This is a genomic window from Metabacillus niabensis (genome assembly GCF_020524345.1).
In the GTDB taxonomy this organism is placed as follows: domain Bacteria; phylum Bacillota; class Bacilli; order Bacillales; family Bacillaceae; genus Metabacillus; species Metabacillus niabensis_B.
In genome coordinates this window covers 140563-160252 of the sequence record NZ_JAIVLH010000012.1, presented here as the reverse complement: position 1 = coordinate 160252, position 19690 = coordinate 140563, and the positions used below count along the sequence as shown (strand labels likewise).

The window sequence follows — 19690 nt, the reverse complement described above, 5'->3', positions numbered from 1 at the left end:
CTGACAAATAATTTATCTTTCAAGATATACTATGATTGATAGTAGAAAAAGAGATGTGAGGAATTCATATGGAAATTGGTTCAATTTTACTCGGGTTTATATTCCTTTTAAATACGTTTTTTGCGATTGTCATGATTTTTAGAGAACGAAGAGATGCCTCATCATCTTGGGCATGGCTGTTGGTCTTGTTTTTTATTCCGTTATTGGGGTTTTTGCTGTACTTGTTATTTGGTCAAAATTTAAGCAGATATCGAATGTTTCAATGGGAAGATCGGAAGAAGCTTGGAATTGATAAGCTGCTTGCTACTCAATTAGAAGAGATTAGAAATAATTCGTTTGTTTTTAAAAGTGAGATCGCCAAAAAATATAAGCAAATGATTAACATGCATGTGCTCAATAATGATGCCTTGTTAACAGACGATAATGAAGTCGAGATATTTACAGATGGAAATGAGAAATTTGAAACATTATTGAAGGATATCGAGCAGGCAAAGCATCATATTCACCTTCAATATTATATTTTTAAAAAGGATGAACTTGGCAAACGATTAGGTTCGGCGTTAACAAAGAAAGCAGAGCAAGGTGTGAAGGTCAGGGTTTTATATGATGATCTTGGGTCAAGAAGCTTAAGGCCAAGATTTTTTAAAGAACTACGGAAAGCAGAAGGAGAAGTTGAAGTGTTTTTTCCATCAAAACTTAGATGGATCAATTTGCGGCTTAATTATCGAAACCATCGTAAATTAGTGATTATTGATGGAAACATCGGGTATGTTGGAGGTTTTAATGTTGGTGATGAATATTTGGGGCTTGATCCGTCTTTTGGCTATTGGCGTGATACACACCTGAAAATTCAAGGAACAGCTGTCCATGCGATTCAAGCCCGGTTCATACTTGATTGGAACCAAGCAACAGAAAAACGGGTGATTTCCTACAGTCCTGAATTGTTTCCGGAGCAGCCGAAAACAGGTGATAGCAGCATCCAAATCGTGACAAGCGGACCTGATTCAGAATGGGAGCAAATTAAAAATGGCTATATGAAGATGATTTCATCAGCGAGTGAGTCTATTTACATCCAAACACCTTACTTTATCCCTGATGCAAGTATTTTGGATGCCTTAAAGATTGCGTGTTTATCAGGTGTTGAAGTGAAATTGATGATCCCGGATAAACCTGACCATCCATTTGTGTATTGGGCAACACTTTCATACTCTGGTGAGTTATTAAAATCCGGAGCTGAAATCTACATTTATGAAAATGGATTTATCCATGCAAAAACAATTGTCGTTGATCATGAAATTGCATCAGTGGGAACAGCAAACATTGATATGAGAAGCTTTAGATTGAATTTTGAAGTGAATGCCTTTTTATATGATGTTGATATAGCGACAAAGCTGTATGAGTCATTTATCGAGGATATGGAGAAATCAAGACAATTAACCATCGAGGCCTATGTTCAGCGTTCAAGAACAATCCGGATTAAAGAATCTGTTTCGCGGCTTCTTTCGCCAATCTTATAATATGAAACAAGGACCTGAAAAAGGTCCTTGTTTGCTTTAGCCTTCAGTTTCCTTCTTATTTTTACCCCAAATAAAATTCAACTTTCGTTTTGAGTCTATCCCCTGATAAAGGAGAATAGCTGAATAGATGGTCGTTAAAATGAGGCCAAAGATCGCAATCCAAAACAGCGTATTAATCTTTTTTCCTAGTCCAAACATTCTCATCCTCCTTTTCCTATCGATTATGAACTAATATTCCCAAAAGGTGATGGAATATGAGGGATATACATACGAACATCCGGATGGAGAAGTTAAGATTGATTCAAAATTATCGATTAACTGATTACCTTTTTCAATTTTATATAGCCCTTTTCCCTTTTGAAAAATGCACCATATTGTGGAGCCTACAAGTATATTTCGCACGAAGTACTGACATTTTCACAAATCCTTTGTGCGAGTCTGCACTTAGGGGAGTTTATTTAATCCGATCTTAGCCGCGCTGATACTTGGTTTTTAGAAGCATTTGTTAAGTGGTTAAAACCAACAAATTTTTTGCCTTCTTCATCCCATAGACGGAACTTTAACGACTTAAGACTTGTAGCCAGTGTAATGGTTGGAACGTTTTGCAATGGTTCAGTGTTGTTATGTACTTCTTCAAGTTTGTAGTTTGGGACTCTTGGGCTTAAATGATGAATATGATGGAAACCGATATTGCCTGTTAGCCATTGCATAACTTTTGGAAGCTTATAAAAAGAGCTTCCTTCAACGGCTGCTTTTACATATTCCCAGTGTTCATCTTCTTCAAAATAAGAATCCTCAAACGTATGCTGAATATAAAACAACCAAATTCCGAGGGATCCCGATATCATAAAAATTGGTACCTGTACCAGTAGGAAGCTTTGCCAGCCAATGGCCCAACATAAAAGTGCTGCCAAAGCGAAGATTCCGAGATTTGTTACATACGTGTTCATCCGTTCTTTGCGTTTAGCTCCTTTACGATTAAAACGATTGGTAATTCCGAAGACATAAATCGGCCCAATGACAAACATAACAAACGGATTTCTGTACAGGCGGTACAATATTTTTGTCTTAGTTGAGGCCTCCTTATATTCCTCAACAGTCAGTACCCAAATATCGCCTGTCCCGCGTTTGTCCAGATTGCTGCTAGTCGCATGATGGACAGAATGATCGTGTGCCCAATGGTCAAAAGGATGTAGAGTCAGAATTCCTGTTATTGTTCCAAGGATTCGATTCGCCTTTCTGCTCTTAAAAAAGGAATAGTGGCAGCAATCATGAAAGATGATGAAGGTTCTTACTAAAAAACCTGCTACAAAAACCGAAATCGCTAATGTAAGAAAATATGAAATCGACAAGCTCTTATATGCCAAACACCATAAGAGGAAAAAAGGTACCAATGTGTTAATGATTTGCCAATTGCTTTTTTGTAAATCAGACTTTTCATAAGGGCTAACCATTTTTCTCAAAGCCCTTGGGTTTTGTTCATTCATTTTTTAAGGTTTCTCCTTTCCTGATGTTGTTTATCTATGTCTAGAAAACGATTATTGCCTTTGAAGGATTAGTGGAAATACAAACCTGATTTCCGGTTCAATTAAATCTATATTAGCAAAGCCAAAAGGGATACATAGGGTGTATCAAGATTATACCCGGCTGATTATCGGGCCAAACTCTCCCATTTACGGGAAAGCAGTTAATATTTTCTCAATTAGCTAGCTTTTAACTTGGGATTTACGCTACAATACGTAGTAATTTAGATAGATAAGGTATGTTTGATTGATAACATGCGTACTCATAATATAGGACAAGGTTTTACCGATGGAGGATTCGTACTATGATGTTTTCAAAAGGGAAAAAAGATAAATTTTCAGAGCTATTATTAAGCATGACAAGCAACCTGCAAGAAACAACATACTTCTGTGTTGAAAAAACGATTTCAAATCATCATGAATTGCAACTTTTTTTAGAAAATGTAAAAGAGTATGAATCAACCGGTGACGAATTGATTCAAAAAATAACAAAAGAACTGAATCAAACATTTATTACACCGATTGACAGGGAAGATATTTTACAGCTTGCCCTGCATATTGATGATGTTTTAGACGGAATTGAGCATACCGCGGCATTGCTTGAGATGTATTCAGTTACTAGCATGACAGAACAGATGAAAACGTTTTTTCGCATCAATCATCAATGTGCGACCGAAATCACAGAAGCAATCACATTATTATCATTGAAAAAATTACAGTCTATTCCGGTCCATTCATCAGCATTAAAAGAACATGAATCAAACAGTGATAACCTGCTGCGGACCGCATTGAAAAATTTATTTGCAACAGAAAAAGATCCGATTAAAATCATTCAATATAAAGATATATATGAGTCACTAGAAGGGATTGTGGATAGCTGTCGTAAAGTTGCCAATACATTAGATAGCATCGTCATGAAGAATGCGTAAGGGGACATAGATATATGGATGTAACGTTAATAATTACGGTGTTGATTGTGATTGGAGCGTTGGCTTTTGATTTTATTAATGGCTTTCACGATACAGCAAATGCCATTGCAACAAGTGTTTCAACAAAAGCTTTGAAGCCAAGGCATGCGATCATATTAGCATCGTTAATGAACTTTATCGGGGCACTAACGTTTACAGGTGTTGCTAAAACCATTACAAGCGGGATTGTGGATCCGTTTACGATACATAATGGGTCTGTTGTCATTTTATCAGCCCTTATTTCAGCGATTGCCTGGAACCTTATCACATGGTACTACGGAATACCGAGCAGTTCCTCACATGCCATCATCGGTTCTATTGTTGGAGCAGCGATTGCCGCTTCAGGGTTTGGCAGTATTAATTATGCAGGTTTTTCTAAGATTGCACAGTCTCTTTTTTTATCACCAATCTTAGCCTTTGTCATCGGATTTCTCGTATTTAGTATCTTTAAGGTCTTATTTAGAAATCATTCTTTAACGAAATCCAATAATCGATTTCGCAGAATTCAAATTGTCACAGCGGCATTTCAGGCATATACACACGGAACAAATGATGCTCAGAAAGCAATGGGCATTATTACACTTGCCTTAATTGCCAATAACTATCATAAAACAATGGATATTCCGTTTTGGGTTCAGCTATCCTGTGCGCTTGCAATGGCACTCGGTACGTCAGTAGGCGGCTGGAAAATTATTAAAACGGTTGGAAATAAAATTATGAAGATCAGACCTGTTAGCGGAGTTGCTGCCGATGTTTCATCAGCATCCATTATTTTAGGTGCAACCTTTCTTCATCTCCCGGTCAGCACAACACATGTGATTTCTTCATCGATTCTCGGGGTAGGAGCGTCTAACCGAGTCAAAGGAGTTAATTGGGGAACAGCTCAAGCCATGGTGTTTACATGGATCGTTACCCTGCCTGCATCAGCGGTTTTTGCAGGGGTTGTGTATTATTTTCTTAACTTCGTTCTTTAAAAAAGCAAGGCAGAATTCGACAGAATTCTGTCTTTTTGGTTAATTTCTTCCAAGTTATAAGTTAAACTAGAAGTAGTAGCTTTCTGAAAAGGAGTAACCTAATGAAAAAGGTCATCACATTCACCCTGCTCGTTCTTCTAGTTTGTGGACTGGGCTTATATGTTGGCAAACAAGCATCAGCGCCTGAAAATCAAATTGTTAAAGTGGAAGAAAAGCAGGATCCACAGATTGTTGAGAAAGAGAAGGAAAAAGAGGAAGTCATAACGACAACGGCTTCGATCTCGGCTATAGGTGATATTTTAATCCACGACCGTGTGTATGAGCCTGCACAAATTGGTGATGAAAAATATGATTTCACCCCTCATCTGAAAAATGTTCGGTCCCTATTAAGCCATGCGGATATAACCATTGCCAACCAGGAATCTATGATTGGCGGTACAGAAATTGGGCTTTCCACCTATCCATCATTTAATAGTCCGTATGAAGTTGGAGATATATTAAAAGAAAGCGGTATCGATCTAGTAACAATAGCAAACAATCATACATTGGATCGAGGCGAAAAGGCCATACAAAGTGCAATTTCACATTGGAATAAACTAGGGATTCCTTATACCGGAGCTTTTTTATCGGAAAAAGATAAAAAGAACATTCGAACTATCGAAAAGAATGGAATTGTTTTTTCATTCCTTGCTTATACATATGGAACGAATGGAATTGAAACTCCGAAAGGTAAGCCTTACTTAGTAAATCGAATTGATGAGAACAACATCGAACAAGAGATTGAACAAGCAAAGACAATCTCTGATGTCGTCGTGGTAAGCCTTCATTTTGGAAAAGAATATGAAAGATTGCCAAATGAAGAGCAAAAACAGTTAGCCATCAAAACAGCAAATGCAGGAGCAGACATCATCATCGGACACCATCCACACGTTCTCCAACCGATGGAATGGATCGAAAGAGGTGATGGACAACGCTCATTTGTTGCCTATTCACTCGGCAATTTCTTTACAGGTCAAACCGAAGATTACAAAGATATCGGAGGAGTTCTAAAACTAAACGTCGAAAAAAAACTCGAAACCGGTGAAATCGTTCTAAAAGAACCATCCTTCGTCCCAACCTTCGTAAATGAAGTGTACCATGTTCAACCGCTCGAGCAACTATCAGGTAAAGAAAAGCTTTACGAAGAAATCAAAAAGCATATGAATCAGTGGGTACCAGAACTTACATTTTCATTTACATGATGGTTAAAAACAATCATGTTTCCCCATCTCAAACATATACATGTGTACAAGAATGATTGGGGGAACGAAGATGGACATTTTATTTCTAATTGTTAGTCTATTAATTCTATGCTTTATAACCGGAATGAAAATGCTCATTCAAATCTGGGGAAAAAAATACCGATACACCACCGCATGGAATCTAGTTGAAACGGAGAAAAATAAAGGGAAAATAAAACAAAAAAGAAAGTATCAGCGCTAACAGGGGAGATGATTCCCCTGTTTTATTATGTTAAATATGTTGCTTTTAACACTTACTCTAAAACTTTAGTGTCTGGAGCGCAATGGAACGGTCTCGTATTAAAAACAGCCTTAATAAAATTGTTCTTTGAAGCGCTTTGTAGTATATTTGAAGCACGAATTTAATTAAAAGAGGTTATTGCGAATGAGCTTACAACAGGAAATAAATAAACGACGTACGTTTGCGATCATTTCCCACCCGGATGCAGGGAAAACGACGTTAACAGAAAAACTCCTTTTCTTTGGTCAAATTATCCGTTCAACAGGAACAGTTAAAGGAAAAAAATCAGGAAAATTTGCCGCATCTGACTGGATGGAAATTGAAAAAAAACGTGGAATCTCAGTAACATCAAGTGTCATGAGCTTCCCGTACCATGAATTCCACGTCAATATTTTGGATACACCGGGACACGAAGACTTTAGTGAAGACACATACCGTACATTAACCGCGGTAGATAGTGTTGTCATGATCATTGATTCAACAAAAGGTGTTGAGCCTCAAACCATTAAACTTTTCAAAGTTTGCCGGATGAGAGGAATTCCGATCTTTACATTTATCAACAAGCTTGACCGTGAAGGAAGAGATCCTTTGGAATTACTTTCTGAAATAGAGGAAGTACTTGGGATTGAATCATATCCAATGAATTGGCCGGTTGGAAGCGGGAAACGTTTCTTAGGTATCCACGACCGCTTTAATAAGCAATTTGTTCGCTTTAAAGGCGATGAAGAAGAAGAAGTGATTTCTCTAAGCGAGTTATCTGGAACAGATATAGAGGAAAATGTCATCTATCAAGATACATTAGGTGAGCTGGAACTGCTTGAAGAAGCAGGGAATGAATTTTCACCGGAGCGAGTGGAAAAAGGAGAGTTAACCCCTGTCTTCTTTGGTAGTGCCCTTGCTAATTTTGGTGTGCAAACATTCTTTGATACATTTTTACAATTTGCTGCACAACCACAGCCGCGTAAAACAGATCAAGGCTTAATCGAGCCGGAAAAAGATCAATTTTCAGGCTATATCTTTAAAATCCAAGCCAATATGAACCCGGCACACCGTGACCGTATTGCCTTTTTCCGTGTATGTTCCGGAAAATTTGAACGCGGCATGAGTGTGAACTTAAGTCGGACAAATAAAACGATTAAGCTAAATCAAACGCAGGCCTTTATGGCAAAAGACCGTGATACGGTAGATGAAGCTTATCCTGGTGATATTATTGGAATTTATGACCCGAATATCTATCAAATCGGTGATACATTAATCGGTGGAAAAGACTCTTATCAATACGAAGAGCTGCCACAATTCCCACCTGAGCTATTCAAGCGAGTTCAGGCGAAAAACGTCATGAAGTCGAAGCAATTCCGAAAAGGTATTGAACAGCTTGTGCAAGAAGGCGCGATTCAACTATACCGCCAAGAGTTAAATGACTCGATCATCCTTGGCGCAGTCGGTCAGCTTCAGTTTGAGGTATTTGAATACCGAATGAAGGCTGAATATAATGTGGAGATTGAATTCACCTCCCTTGGAGAACGAATTCCAAGATGGATCAAGAGCGAGAAGTTTGATAAACGGTTCTTTGATTCAAGAAGCATGCTAGTTCGTGACCGCTTTGGTGCTTATGCGGTATTATTTGAAAATGAATTTACATTGCGATACTTTTTAGAAAATCAAAAAGACATCGAGTTAGTTGATCTTTTAGAAGAAAACGACTACCAAGGTGTTACATCACAGAAATAAACGAAGAGGGCTAATGATGTGAAAATTAGCCCTCTTTTGCTCGGTTTTCATGATAGAATTGGCTATATATGATTAGAATCGAGGGGAAACATGTGAATATTTTAAAAGCCACAATTTCAGACTTGGACGATGTCGCAGGATTATTTAACAATTACCGAATTTTTTATGGACAATCATCTGACCTGGAAGGAGCTAAAGCCTTTCTAAAGGAAAGAATGGAGCAAATTGAATCAACCATATTCCTGGCAAAGGACAAGGATGGACGTCCTGCCGGATTTGTTCAGCTTTATCCCATTTTCTCTTCCGTCGGAATGAAACGAAAATGGCTGCTGAATGATTTGTTTGTTGCTGAAGAATATCGTCGTCACGGTGTAGGCAAAGCACTGATGAACCAAGCGAAAGAATTTGCGGTTGAAACGAATACGGCAGGAATTTTACTGGAAACGTCGAAAGACAATGTAAACGCACAAGCTCTCTACGAATCGGTAGGTTATGAAAAAGAGGATACTGTGTATTTTTACAATTTATCACTATAATGAAAGAACAGGTAATATAGATGATGATTAAGGTGATTTTAGCACTTATTATGCCTTTTCTTCTTGTCCTTCTTTTTACTCGGGTTAGCTATAATCATTATGTTGGAACGGCATTAACAGCGGCTCTGCTTCTTGCTTCCTATATGAAAGGCTATACACATGGACCGAGTATCTTTTTTATCGACATCGTTTCACTTGCTGTCGGGTTTTTCTATGCAAGAAAAATGAAGGAGGACCTGCTGAAGAAGAAATAGGTTTGAGGTTTCACAAAAAAAGAAATACTTAAGTAAGAAAGGGCTGTGCTAGCTCTTTTTTTATATAAAAAAATGGTTTCATCCCGAGGTTGCAAGAAAATAAAAGAAAGTTGCAAAAAAATCCCGGATCCTGCAAAAATAAATGCAAACCTGCAAAAAAAACCGAGATAGTTGCAAAAATACATGAAAAGTTGCAAAATTCCTCTATATGAGGAAAGCTCTCAGCATACTAATACATAATAAAAATAAAATACGAACTATAGTTCGTATTTTTAGTGTTTTTCCACTATTATATGGTAAACTATTCATAGAGATAAAACGGAATGGAGGCTTATGAGTGAGCGATCAATTTGAATTAGTCTCAAAATACAAACCGCAGGGTGATCAACCTAAGGCCATTCAGTCATTAGTTGAAGGAATCAAGCAGGGCAAGCGATTCCAAACATTGCTGGGGGCAACAGGTACAGGTAAAACCTTTACTGTTTCAAATCTGATACAAGAAGTGAATAAACCAACATTAATTATTGCCCATAACAAAACATTAGCAGGACAGCTCTATAGTGAGTTTAAAGAATTTTTCCCGAATAATGCTGTTGAATATTTTGTCAGCTACTATGATTATTATCAACCGGAAGCCTATGTGCCGCAAACAGATACATTTATCGAAAAAGACGCCAGTATTAATGATGAAATTGATAAGCTTCGTCACTCGGCTACATCATCGCTTTTTGAACGGAAAGATGTCATCATTATTGCCAGTGTGTCCTGTATTTATGGCCTCGGTTCACCTGAGGAATATAAAGAGTTAGTTGTTTCATTACGAACAGGAATGGAAATTGAACGAAATCAATTGCTAAGAAAACTGGTCGATGTGCAATATGAACGAAATGATATTGATTTCCGAAGAGGAACATTCAGAGTTCGCGGAGATGTGGTAGAGATTTTCCCTGCTTCCCGTGATGAGCACTGTATCCGTGTGGAATTTTTCGGCGATGAAATTGACCGGATTCGTGAAGTGGATGCATTAACAGGTGAAATTATGGGAGACCGTGAACATGTAGCCATCTACCCGGCTTCCCACTTCGTTACCAGAGAAGAAAAAATGGAAAAAGCCATCAAGAACATTGAAGTGGAGCTTGAAGAGCGACTGGAAGAATTGCGCGAAAATGGCAAGCTTCTTGAAGCACAGCGTCTTGAGCAACGAACAAGATATGATCTGGAAATGATGAGAGAAATGGGTTTTTGCTCAGGAATCGAAAACTATTCTAGACATTTAACTTTGCGCCCGGCAGGATCCACACCATATACGCTGCTGGACTTCTTCCCGGAGGACTCACTTATTGTCATTGATGAGTCACATGTTACTGTGCCGCAAATTAGGGGTATGTTTAATGGAGACCAAGCGCGTAAACAAGTTCTTGTTGACCATGGCTTCCGTTTGCCATCAGCAAAGGACAACAGACCGCTGCGTTTTGAGGAATTTGAAAAACATATCGAAAACATCGTATTTGTATCGGCCACACCTGGTCCATATGAAATAGAGCATTCACCTGAAATGATTCAACAAATTATCCGCCCAACAGGGTTGCTTGACCCAACAATTGATATTCGTCCAATCGAAGGTCAGATCGATGATTTAATTGGAGAAATTCAAACAAGAGTAGAAAAGAATCAGCGTGTACTTATTACCACATTAACGAAGAAAATGTCTGAGGATTTAACAAATTACCTGAAGGAAATCGGGATTAAAGTCAACTATCTTCACTCAGAAATTAAAACATTAGAGCGGATTGAAATCATTCGTGAGCTCCGTCTTGGAAAATATGATGTATTAGTAGGGATTAACCTTTTAAGGGAAGGGTTGGACATCCCGGAGGTCTCACTTGTTGCAATTTTAGATGCGGACAAAGAAGGATTCCTGCGCTCGGAGCGCTCGCTTATCCAAACAATTGGTCGTGCAGCCCGTAATTCAGAAGGCCATGTTATTATGTACGCAGATAAAATGACAAACTCAATGGAGATCGCAATCAATGAAACAAAGCGTCGCCGTGAGATTCAAGAGGCTTATAACAAACAGCATGGTATTACTCCGCAAACGATCCAAAAAGAAATTCGTGACGTGATTCGTGCAACAATGGCAGCGGAAGACCAGGAAGAGTATGAAACAAATGCTGCAAGTAAATTAACGAAGTTAACGAAGAAAGAACGAGATAAAGTCATAGCTGAAATGGAAAATGAAATGAAGGAGGCAGCAAAATCGTTGAACTTTGAGCGTGCTGCCGAGCTCCGTGATTTAATTTTAGAACTGAAAGCGGAAGGATGAAGCAATTATGGCAATGGAACATATTGTTGTGAAGGGAGCGCGTGCCCACAACTTAAAAAATATAGATGTGACCATTCCGCGTGATAAGCTTGTTGTTGTAACAGGCTTATCTGGTTCAGGTAAATCATCGTTGGCCTTTGATACCATCTATGCTGAAGGACAACGACGTTATGTTGAATCCTTGTCAGCATATGCCCGTCAATTTTTAGGCCAGATGGACAAACCTGATGTTGACGCAATTGAAGGGCTATCACCAGCCATCTCAATTGATCAAAAAACAACAAGTCGAAATCCGCGTTCAACTGTTGGGACTGTGACGGAAATCTATGATTACCTGCGCTTGCTTTATGCAAGAGTTGGTCGTCCAACCTGTCCTGTTCACGGAATTGAAATTTCCTCCCAAACAATTGAACAAATGGTTGACCGCATATTGGAATATCCGGAACGAACAAAGCTTCAAGTCCTTGCTCCTATTGTGTCTGGACGAAAAGGAACACATGTGAAAGTATTTGAAGATATTAAAAAACAAGGGTATGTCCGTGTTCGGGTTGATGGGGAAATGCATGAGCTTTCAGAAGAGATTGAGCTTGAGAAGAACAAAAAGCACTCTATTGAAGTTGTGATTGACCGTATTGTTGTGAAGGAAGGAGTTGCTTCACGATTAGCCGATTCCCTTGAGGCTGCTTTAGGTCTAGGAGAAGGCAGAGTGATCATCGATGTGATGGGAGAAGAAGAGCTTCTGTTCAGTGAGCATCATGCCTGCCCGCAATGTGGCTTTTCAATCGGGGAACTTGAACCGAGAATGTTTTCGTTCAATAGCCCGTTTGGTGCTTGTCCTGAGTGTGATGGTTTGGGATCAAAACTGAAAGTAGACTTAGACCTTGTGCTTCCGAATAAAGAACTGTCTCTTAAGCAGCATGCAATCGCACCTTGGGAGCCGACAAGCTCACAATATTATCCTCAAATGCTTGAAGCTGTATGCAATCATTATGGAATTGATATGGATATCCCGGTTAAGGATATTCCGAAGCATTTATTGGATAAAGTACTATATGGCAGTGATGGTGAGGAAATTTATTTCCGTTATGAAAATGATTTTGGCCAAGTTCGCGAAAACTATATTCAATTTGAAGGTGTTATTCGTAACGTTGAAAGACGATATAAGGAAACAACCTCAGACTTCATTCGTGAGCAAATGGAAAAGTATATGGGCCAGCAAAATTGCCCGAGCTGTAAGGGATATCGTCTTAAAAAGGAAACTCTTGCTGTTTTAATCCAGGGAAATCATGTTGGGGAAATTACAAAACTATCTGTTCAAGATTCACTGGAATTCTTTCAAAATCTATCCTTGACAGAAAAAGAAATGCAGATTGCGAATCTTATTTTGAAGGAGATTTGTGAAAGGTTAGGGTTCCTAAATAATGTTGGACTTGATTATCTAACCCTTAATCGTGCTGCTGGAACATTATCTGGGGGAGAGGCACAGCGAATTCGTCTTGCTACTCAGATCGGGTCGCGGTTAACAGGTGTTTTATACATTCTTGACGAACCTTCCATCGGCCTTCACCAGCGAGATAATGATCGCTTAATTCAGACCCTTCAAAATATGCGTGACATTGGAAATACACTTATTGTTGTTGAGCATGATGAGGATACGATGGTGGCTGCAGACTATTTAATTGATATTGGTCCGGGTGCCGGAATCCATGGTGGAGAGGTCATTTCTGCCGGAACGCCTGAAGAAGTGATGAATGATGACAATTCCTTAACAGGGCAATACTTATCCGGGAAGAAGTTTATCCCGCTTCCGTATGAACGCAAAAAACCTGATGGCCGTTATATCGAGATAAAAGGTGCAAAGGAAAATAATCTCCGCAATGTGAGTGTGAAGTTTCCATTAGGAACTTTTATCGCGGTAACGGGTGTGTCAGGTTCCGGAAAAAGTACGTTAGTAAACGAGATTCTTCATAAAACATTAGCACAAAAGCTTCACAAGGCAAAGGCGAAGCCAGGTGAACACAAAGAGGTAAAAGGAATCGAACATCTAGAGAAGGTCATTGATATTGATCAATCACCAATCGGCCGGACACCTCGATCAAATCCTGCAACATATACAGGTGTTTTTGATGATATCCGTGATGTTTTCGCAACTACAAATGAAGCAAAGGTGAGAGGCTATAAAAAAGGGCGCTTCAGCTTTAATGTAAAAGGCGGACGTTGTGAAGCATGCCGCGGTGATGGAATCATTAAAATTGAAATGCATTTCCTTCCTGATGTGTATGTTCCTTGTGAAGTGTGTCATGGGAAACGATACAACCGTGAAACACTAGAGGTCACATATAAAGGCAAAAACATTTCTGACGTTCTTGAGATGACGGTAGAGGATGCTGTTTCGTTCTTCGAAAATATTCCCAAAATCAAGCGTAAACTGCAAACAATTTATGATGTAGGTCTTGGCTATATAACTCTTGGACAGCCTGCAACCACTCTTTCCGGCGGAGAAGCCCAAAGGGTAAAGCTGGCATCAGAGCTGCACAGACGATCATCAGGTCGTTCTTTATATATTTTGGATGAACCGACAACGGGTCTTCATGTGGATGATATTGCACGATTATTAAAAGTCCTGCAACGCCTGGTAGATAATGGTGATACTGTCCTTGTCATTGAACATAATTTAGATGTAATCAAAGCAACAGATTATTTGGTTGACTTAGGTCCTGAAGGTGGAGACAAAGGCGGTCAAATCGTTGGCTATGGAACTCCGGAGGATATTATGAACAATGAACAATCCTATACGGGAAAATATTTAAAACCGGTTATAGAACGCGACAGGGATCGAATGAGAAAATTAATAAAAGAAAAAGAAGAGGTAGCACAAAGCTAATCTTCTGGATGAAAAGCTGATTTCTTTGGGAATCAGCTTTTTACGTTTATATATAAAAAATAATCCTCGATTTCCTAAATAATAGAAAAATATAGCCGATATAATATTCTGGAAGGGATAGAACGTGTACAAGGTTTTTTAAGGGTCAAATGGATTACCCTGATGCCGAAGCACAAACCAGATGATAAAAGTGAATATTTTTATAAAATAAACCATTAACAAGAAATAGCGAACCTGTTTCTTTTTAACCGTTTATTTACATTCTGCAAAAGTTAATTTGGTACAAGGGTAGCGATCCTGCCACTTGCTAAAGGCGCGTTTGATTCCAGGCTGACGTATATTTTCCTAGGATTAGAGGTGTTTTTTTACTGTGCAAAAAGGCATCACCAAAATAGACCATCCAGAATAACAAGAAGAAAGGATTTAGAACACATGAATTTATCAATCAAGCGAAAAATAATTGGGAGCTTTTTGATTGTCTCCATTATTTTTGGGGCAGCTTCGTTGTTTTCCTATCACAATATGAAACAATCAAATGAATCATATGAATATGTGATCGAAACGGTGGCAGAGTTAAGAGCCATTTCTCAAGCAATTCAAACGGATACAGCCTTACAGTCGGGGTATTATCGTGCCTATATGCTTTACGATGATGAGAGCTTTAGAGACAAGATGAATGAAGCAAATACTCAATTAAATGAAAGTATATCCAGAGGACTTGAGCTATCAACCTTACAAGAAACAAAGGATCGTCTTCAGTCCATTCAAGAGCTAAATGATCAATTTAAAGAAACCGCGAACCGTGTCATGGATGAAAAATCAATCGATGAAACAAAGGCAAATAAGGATGGCTTAAACCTGATTGTCCCAATTAGTACGAGCTTAACAGAGGAAGCTCTTTCTATGAATACCTGGTTAAGGGATGATATCTTAGAAGAAAGAGTAAAAGAAACGAAGGACGAGTCTGATCGGGCACAATTAACTCTAATCATTCTAAGCAGTGTTGCTGCTGTTTTTGCCATTGTGTGTGGAGTAGGTATCTCTATTTTTATTACAAGACCTATCTTTCGATTGGGTAACGCAGTGAAGCAGGTGGCTTCAGGAAATCTCCAAGTAGAAAAGATCACCATAAAGAATAAAGATGAAATCCATGATCTTAACGAATCATTCAATGCCATGACAGATAACTTGAGGGAAATGATCCGCTCGATAGCTGATCATTCAGATCAAGTAGCAGCATCTGCAGAACAATTGAATGCTAGTGCAGAACAATCGAGCAAAGCAACAGAAACTGTTTCTTCTGCAATTCAAGAAATTGCAAGTAGTGCAGAGAAAACAACGACAAAGTTGGAACTTAATTCAAGCTCATTACATGAAGTTTTACAAGGAATTCATCATATTTCAGAAAGTTCCGCAACTGTTTCTGAGCTTTCAAGAGAAACAACAAAGGAAGCAGAAGAAGGCGGAAATTATGTGAAAAACAGCCTAACCCAAATGAGGTTTATCCGTGAATCAGTTGGACGTTCAAATGAAGTTGTTCAAACACTATCACAGCGTTCGACGGAAATAGGTTCAATATTGGATGTGATTAGTGATATTGCAAATCAAACGAATTTACTGGCGTTAAATGCAGCCATTGAAGCGGCAAGAGCTGGTGAACATGGAAAAGGTTTTGCTGTCGTTGCTGATGAAGTTCGGAAGTTAGCAGAACAGTCTCAAGCATCAACAAAGAGTATTGCAGATTTAATTACATTCATTCAAAAAGATACCGAAGAATCCGTAAATATTATGAATGAAGTTGTTCATAATGCGGAGGAAGGGGTAAAAGTATCAGAAATAACCTCTGAGAAGTTTGCTCAGATCCTGACAAGTACAAAGAATATTACCCCGCAGATTGAACAAGTAACAGCAACGGTGCAGCAAATTTCGGCTAGTATTGATGAAATTGCGAACTCGGCGATGGAGGTTTCCCGTTTGGCTCAGGAGAATGCGGCTAGTTCTGAAGAAGTGGCTGCATCAACGGAGGAACAGTTGGCGTCCATGCAGGAAATCGATGCATCAGCCCAGGCTCTTGCCCATATGGCTGAAGAGTTAAAAACAGTTGTTGGTCGTTTTAAGATTTAATTAGATATAAACGGAAACCCGTCTTTGTTGGCGGGTTTGTTATATTACACTGGTCAAAATGACACAATCGCTCCCTTCTAACTATTTTTTATCATACTAACTCACCTTCTAGTACAATAGGTTCATTTCTTTCAAAAAGAAGGAAGGGACCTTTCGTTTAGTAACCGTTCACAAACTCTATTAAATTAGGAAATAGCTCATTTTTGGTTGTTGGTTTTACACATTTATCCAAGTTGACGAAAGCTTAAAAATAGACTTAGATATGGTAAGAAGAGATTTGGTTTTATGGAAAGGAGCATATGAATGAAGAGCATCAGAAGTCGTTTATTCCTTATGCTTCTTATTTTTATTATCATCCCGTATTTTTTATCTGTTTTTGTCATTTATGGATATACAAAAAATAGAGTGGAACAGCAAGCCCTTAAGGCTAGTCATAGCCAGATGGATAAACTTTCGGAGGAATTGGAGCAATATTTTGATGAAATGGTTAATCTGCCTTACCTGATTTACCGAAATCCTGATTTTTTTACGATTTTCACAGACGAGTCAGAAGACCTTCCTCCACAATCAAAAGAAAACAGTGTGGAAACATTTTATTTGATGAGAAATGAAATCCGTCAAGTGCGTTTTTATCTTGATAAAAGGAAAGAGTCGATTACAGCTTATCATGCAAAAGTAAGTGCTCCAAAGCAAAAACCGGACGTATTGAATGAAGAATCTATTAAAAAACTATACAATTCGAACAGTTCTGATCTGATTGAACCGCCGCATCAGATTGAAAATTATAATGATGCAGCGATTGTACCGGAGTCTGACAAGACGGTTGTATTGACGATTCACCATAAAATAGTTGATATTTTATCAAATGAAGTTCTTGGCTTCATTTCCATTGATCTTGATCTTGATGTTTATGCCAGGTTGTGTAGTAGCTTGATTGAGGAGAATGAAGAATCAGTGCTGCTTATTGATGCCAATGATCATGTCATGTACGCAACTGATGCATCATTAATCGGAAAATCAGCACCTGAAGGGTTACTGGAGCAAATAAATGCAAGAAACACGAATTCAAATGGAGAGATTATCTTAACTAAATCATTATCCGGACCACTAGATCAATGGAAATTGGTGAAAATCACACCTAGTCAATATTTATTTCAAGAGGCGAGGCAAACAGCAATCATCAATATCTTAGTTGGTATCGGAGTCGGATTAATGGGACTTTTGATGATTGGATATGTTTCCTACAGAATTACTCGTCCGATAAAAACTCTTAGCCAAAAAGTTCGGTCCATTGAGGGCGGAAATAGGCAGGTGCCGTTTGGTAGTGAGAGAAAAGATGAGATCGGCCATTTAGACAATCATATGAAGGAAATGATGGATCGAATAAACCTTCATATTGACAGGGAATATAAACTGGAAATTGAAAATAGAAAAAATCAATTTAGAGCACTGAAAGCCCAGGTGAATCCACATTTCTTATTTAATGCCCTGCAATCAATCGGGGCTGTGGCATTAAGGTCTGATGCTCCAAATGTCTATAAATTAGTAACCACTTTATCCAACATGATGAGGTATTCCATCCGAGCGGATCAATGGGTATACCTGCGTGAAGAGGTTGAGTATATTGAACGCTATCTTTCTCTCCAGAGAGAGCGTTTCGGCCACGAACTTAATGTTTCCATACAGTTAAACAAAGAACTGCTAACTATGAAGATTCCGAGTATGATCGTACAACCGCTAGTTGAGAACTTTTTTAAGCATTGCTATGAAGAAGGTTTCTATGATGCCAGGTTAAGTATTTATGGAAAAAGAACAGGTGAGAACGTCATCCTTACCGTGGAAAATGACACGTCAAGTGTTTCTTCTTCCAAATTGAACTCATTAAGAGAACATATCTATTCCTCTTCTTATGAGGGAACAAATTTACACGAGCATATCGGCCTGAAAAATATTCATGATCGCTTAGTTTTAAACTATGGAGAGAATGCAGGCCTAAAGCTCGATACGAAGAATGGGGAAGGCTTTTGTGTGGAACTTACAATTCCGCTTGAGACTGACCTGCCAAAGGATGAACAGACGATCTTTTTAGATAAATCTAACATCTATTGATTTTTTTCTACATCAAAGGAGGATGGGATAAAGTGAAGGCTCTCATGATCGATGATGAAATCAATGTCCGTTTTGTGATGAAGCAATTAGGTGATTGGGCGAAATATGGAATTACGACTCTTTTTGAAGCGGCAAATGGACAAGAAGCCAAAAGAATCATAGAAAAGGAAAGTCCGGAGATCATTTTCACTGATATAAAAATGCCTGGAATGAATGGGATGGAGCTGATTGAATGGCTGCATGAAAACTCTTATACAGGAAAAGTGATTTTCATCACTGGCTATGACGACTATTCTTTCATGCGAAAAGCGATTCAGTTTAGCAGCTTTGACTATTTATTAAAGCCTATTGAAGCAGAGCCGTTTAATCACACATTGGCTGCAGCAGTTGAAGCCTGGAAAAAGGAAGAAAAAGAACGAAACAACAAAGAAGATGGAGATATGGAAAGTGTTAAAAGGTTTCGCATGAACCAGGTCGTGACACAAGCCTGTATAGGAGAACAGTTTGATGAGCTGGAAATAGCTTCATTTCTTCCTCATGCGAATCAATACGAATTAACACTTATGTCTTTTTATCAAATGCATCATGCTGAACCTTACGTACAGCAGCTAGCTGATGAGCTTTTGAAACAAGGATGGGGGAATGCCTTTGCTCTTCAGCATGATTCAACACTTTGTCTCGTGATGTCAAAAGAATCGGACTGGATTTTCATTGAAGAATGGATTAGTCAGAAGTTTGATATTCCGATCAGACTTGTAAGCGGCAAGCCGATCAGCTTTTTAAATGAAATTACAAGCTCGTTTCGGGATTTACAAAGGGAAATGGAAGGTCAAAACTATCGATCAATTCATCGTGTAAATGACTTGGATGATGCTCGCCGGATGCAGGATATCGTAGCATATGTAGAGATGTATTATATGGAAGAACTAAGTTTGGAAAAACTGGCAAACCGCTTCTTCTTAAGTCGTGAACATATTTCAAGAAAGTTCAAACAACAAACAGGATTGCCACTGTCCAAATATGTCATGAACCTAAGAATTAATCAAGCGAAAACGTGGCTTATGGAAACAGAGGAGAGTATCCTTTCTATTTCATTAATGCTCGGCTATCAGGATGAAAAATACTTTTCAAAACTGTTCAAAAAAGTGGTTGGTATGACACCTTTTGAGTACCGAAATGCAAAAGAAAAACAAGCATTGACCAGTAGGGAATGTGAAACATACTGA

At 38.6% G+C, this 19690-nt stretch carries 15 protein-coding genes; 13 read left to right on the top strand and 2 right to left on the bottom strand.

What is annotated here, in order from left to right:
- Window positions 1-68: 68 nt before the first annotated feature.
- The gene (gene cls / locus LC095_RS14710) at window positions 69-1517 is read left to right on the top strand and encodes a cardiolipin synthase (protein WP_226528854.1); all 1449 of its coding nucleotides are present in this window, start codon (window positions 69-71) and stop codon (window positions 1515-1517) included.
- A gap of 36 nt (window positions 1518-1553) precedes the next feature.
- Here cls and LC095_RS14705 read toward each other — a convergent pair whose 3' ends face one another.
- Both LC095_RS14705 and LC095_RS14700 read right to left on the bottom strand, forming a co-directional pair.
- Window positions 1554-1715, bottom strand: coding sequence for a hypothetical protein (locus LC095_RS14705; RefSeq protein ID WP_226528853.1), 162 nt, complete (start codon window positions 1713-1715; stop codon window positions 1554-1556).
- A gap of 260 nt (window positions 1716-1975) precedes the next feature.
- Window positions 1976-2971, bottom strand: a complete 996-nt coding sequence (locus LC095_RS14700; protein WP_413467491.1) for a fatty acid desaturase — start codon at window positions 2969-2971, stop codon at window positions 1976-1978.
- 377 nt (window positions 2972-3348) lie between these two features.
- Here LC095_RS14700 and LC095_RS14695 point away from each other — a divergent pair, with 377 nt between their 5' ends.
- The 12 genes from LC095_RS14695 to LC095_RS14640 all read left to right on the top strand — a co-directional run bounded on the left by LC095_RS14695 (window position 3349) and on the right by LC095_RS14640 (window position 19690).
- Entirely contained in the window at window positions 3349-3969 is a 621-nt protein-coding gene (locus LC095_RS14695) for a DUF47 domain-containing protein (RefSeq protein WP_226528887.1), read from the top strand.
- A gap of 14 nt (window positions 3970-3983) precedes the next feature.
- Window positions 3984-4982, top strand: a complete 999-nt coding sequence (locus LC095_RS14690; protein ID WP_226528851.1) for an inorganic phosphate transporter — start codon at window positions 3984-3986, stop codon at window positions 4980-4982.
- A gap of 101 nt (window positions 4983-5083) precedes the next feature.
- Window positions 5084-6223, top strand: coding sequence for a CapA family protein (locus LC095_RS14685; protein ID WP_226528850.1), 1140 nt, complete (start codon window positions 5084-5086; stop codon window positions 6221-6223).
- A gap of 70 nt (window positions 6224-6293) precedes the next feature.
- Window positions 6294-6464, top strand: coding sequence for a hypothetical protein (locus tag LC095_RS14680; protein WP_226528849.1), 171 nt, complete (start codon window positions 6294-6296; stop codon window positions 6462-6464).
- A gap of 183 nt (window positions 6465-6647) precedes the next feature.
- Window positions 6648-8234, top strand: coding sequence for a peptide chain release factor 3 (locus tag LC095_RS14675; RefSeq protein WP_226528848.1), 1587 nt, complete (start codon window positions 6648-6650; stop codon window positions 8232-8234).
- A 92-nt stretch (window positions 8235-8326) separates the two neighbouring features.
- Window positions 8327-8770 carry a GNAT family N-acetyltransferase gene (locus LC095_RS14670; RefSeq protein WP_226528847.1) on the top strand — a complete coding sequence of 148 codons (444 nt, stop codon included), beginning with the start codon at window positions 8327-8329 and terminating at the stop codon, window positions 8768-8770.
- A gap of 20 nt (window positions 8771-8790) precedes the next feature.
- Window positions 8791-9024, top strand: coding sequence for a DUF2198 family protein (locus LC095_RS14665; RefSeq protein WP_226528846.1), 234 nt, complete (start codon window positions 8791-8793; stop codon window positions 9022-9024).
- A 337-nt stretch (window positions 9025-9361) separates the two neighbouring features.
- A complete protein-coding gene (gene uvrB / locus LC095_RS14660) occupies window positions 9362-11347 on the top strand; it encodes an excinuclease ABC subunit UvrB (protein ID WP_226528845.1) in 1986 nt (661 codons plus the stop codon).
- 7 nt (window positions 11348-11354) lie between these two features.
- Window positions 11355-14231, top strand: a complete 2877-nt coding sequence (uvrA, locus tag LC095_RS14655) for an excinuclease ABC subunit UvrA (protein WP_226528844.1) — start codon at window positions 11355-11357, stop codon at window positions 14229-14231.
- Window positions 14232-14663: 432 nt separating this feature from the next.
- Window positions 14664-16355: a methyl-accepting chemotaxis protein gene (locus tag LC095_RS14650; protein WP_226528843.1), complete on the top strand. Its 1692-nt coding sequence runs from the start codon at window positions 14664-14666 to the stop codon at window positions 16353-16355.
- Window positions 16356-16658: 303 nt separating this feature from the next.
- Window positions 16659-18464: a sensor histidine kinase gene (locus tag LC095_RS14645; protein WP_226528842.1), complete on the top strand. Its 1806-nt coding sequence runs from the start codon at window positions 16659-16661 to the stop codon at window positions 18462-18464.
- Window positions 18465-18496: 32 nt separating this feature from the next.
- On the top strand, window positions 18497-19690 hold the full coding sequence (locus LC095_RS14640) for a response regulator (protein ID WP_226528841.1): 1194 nt from the start codon (window positions 18497-18499) through the stop codon (window positions 19688-19690).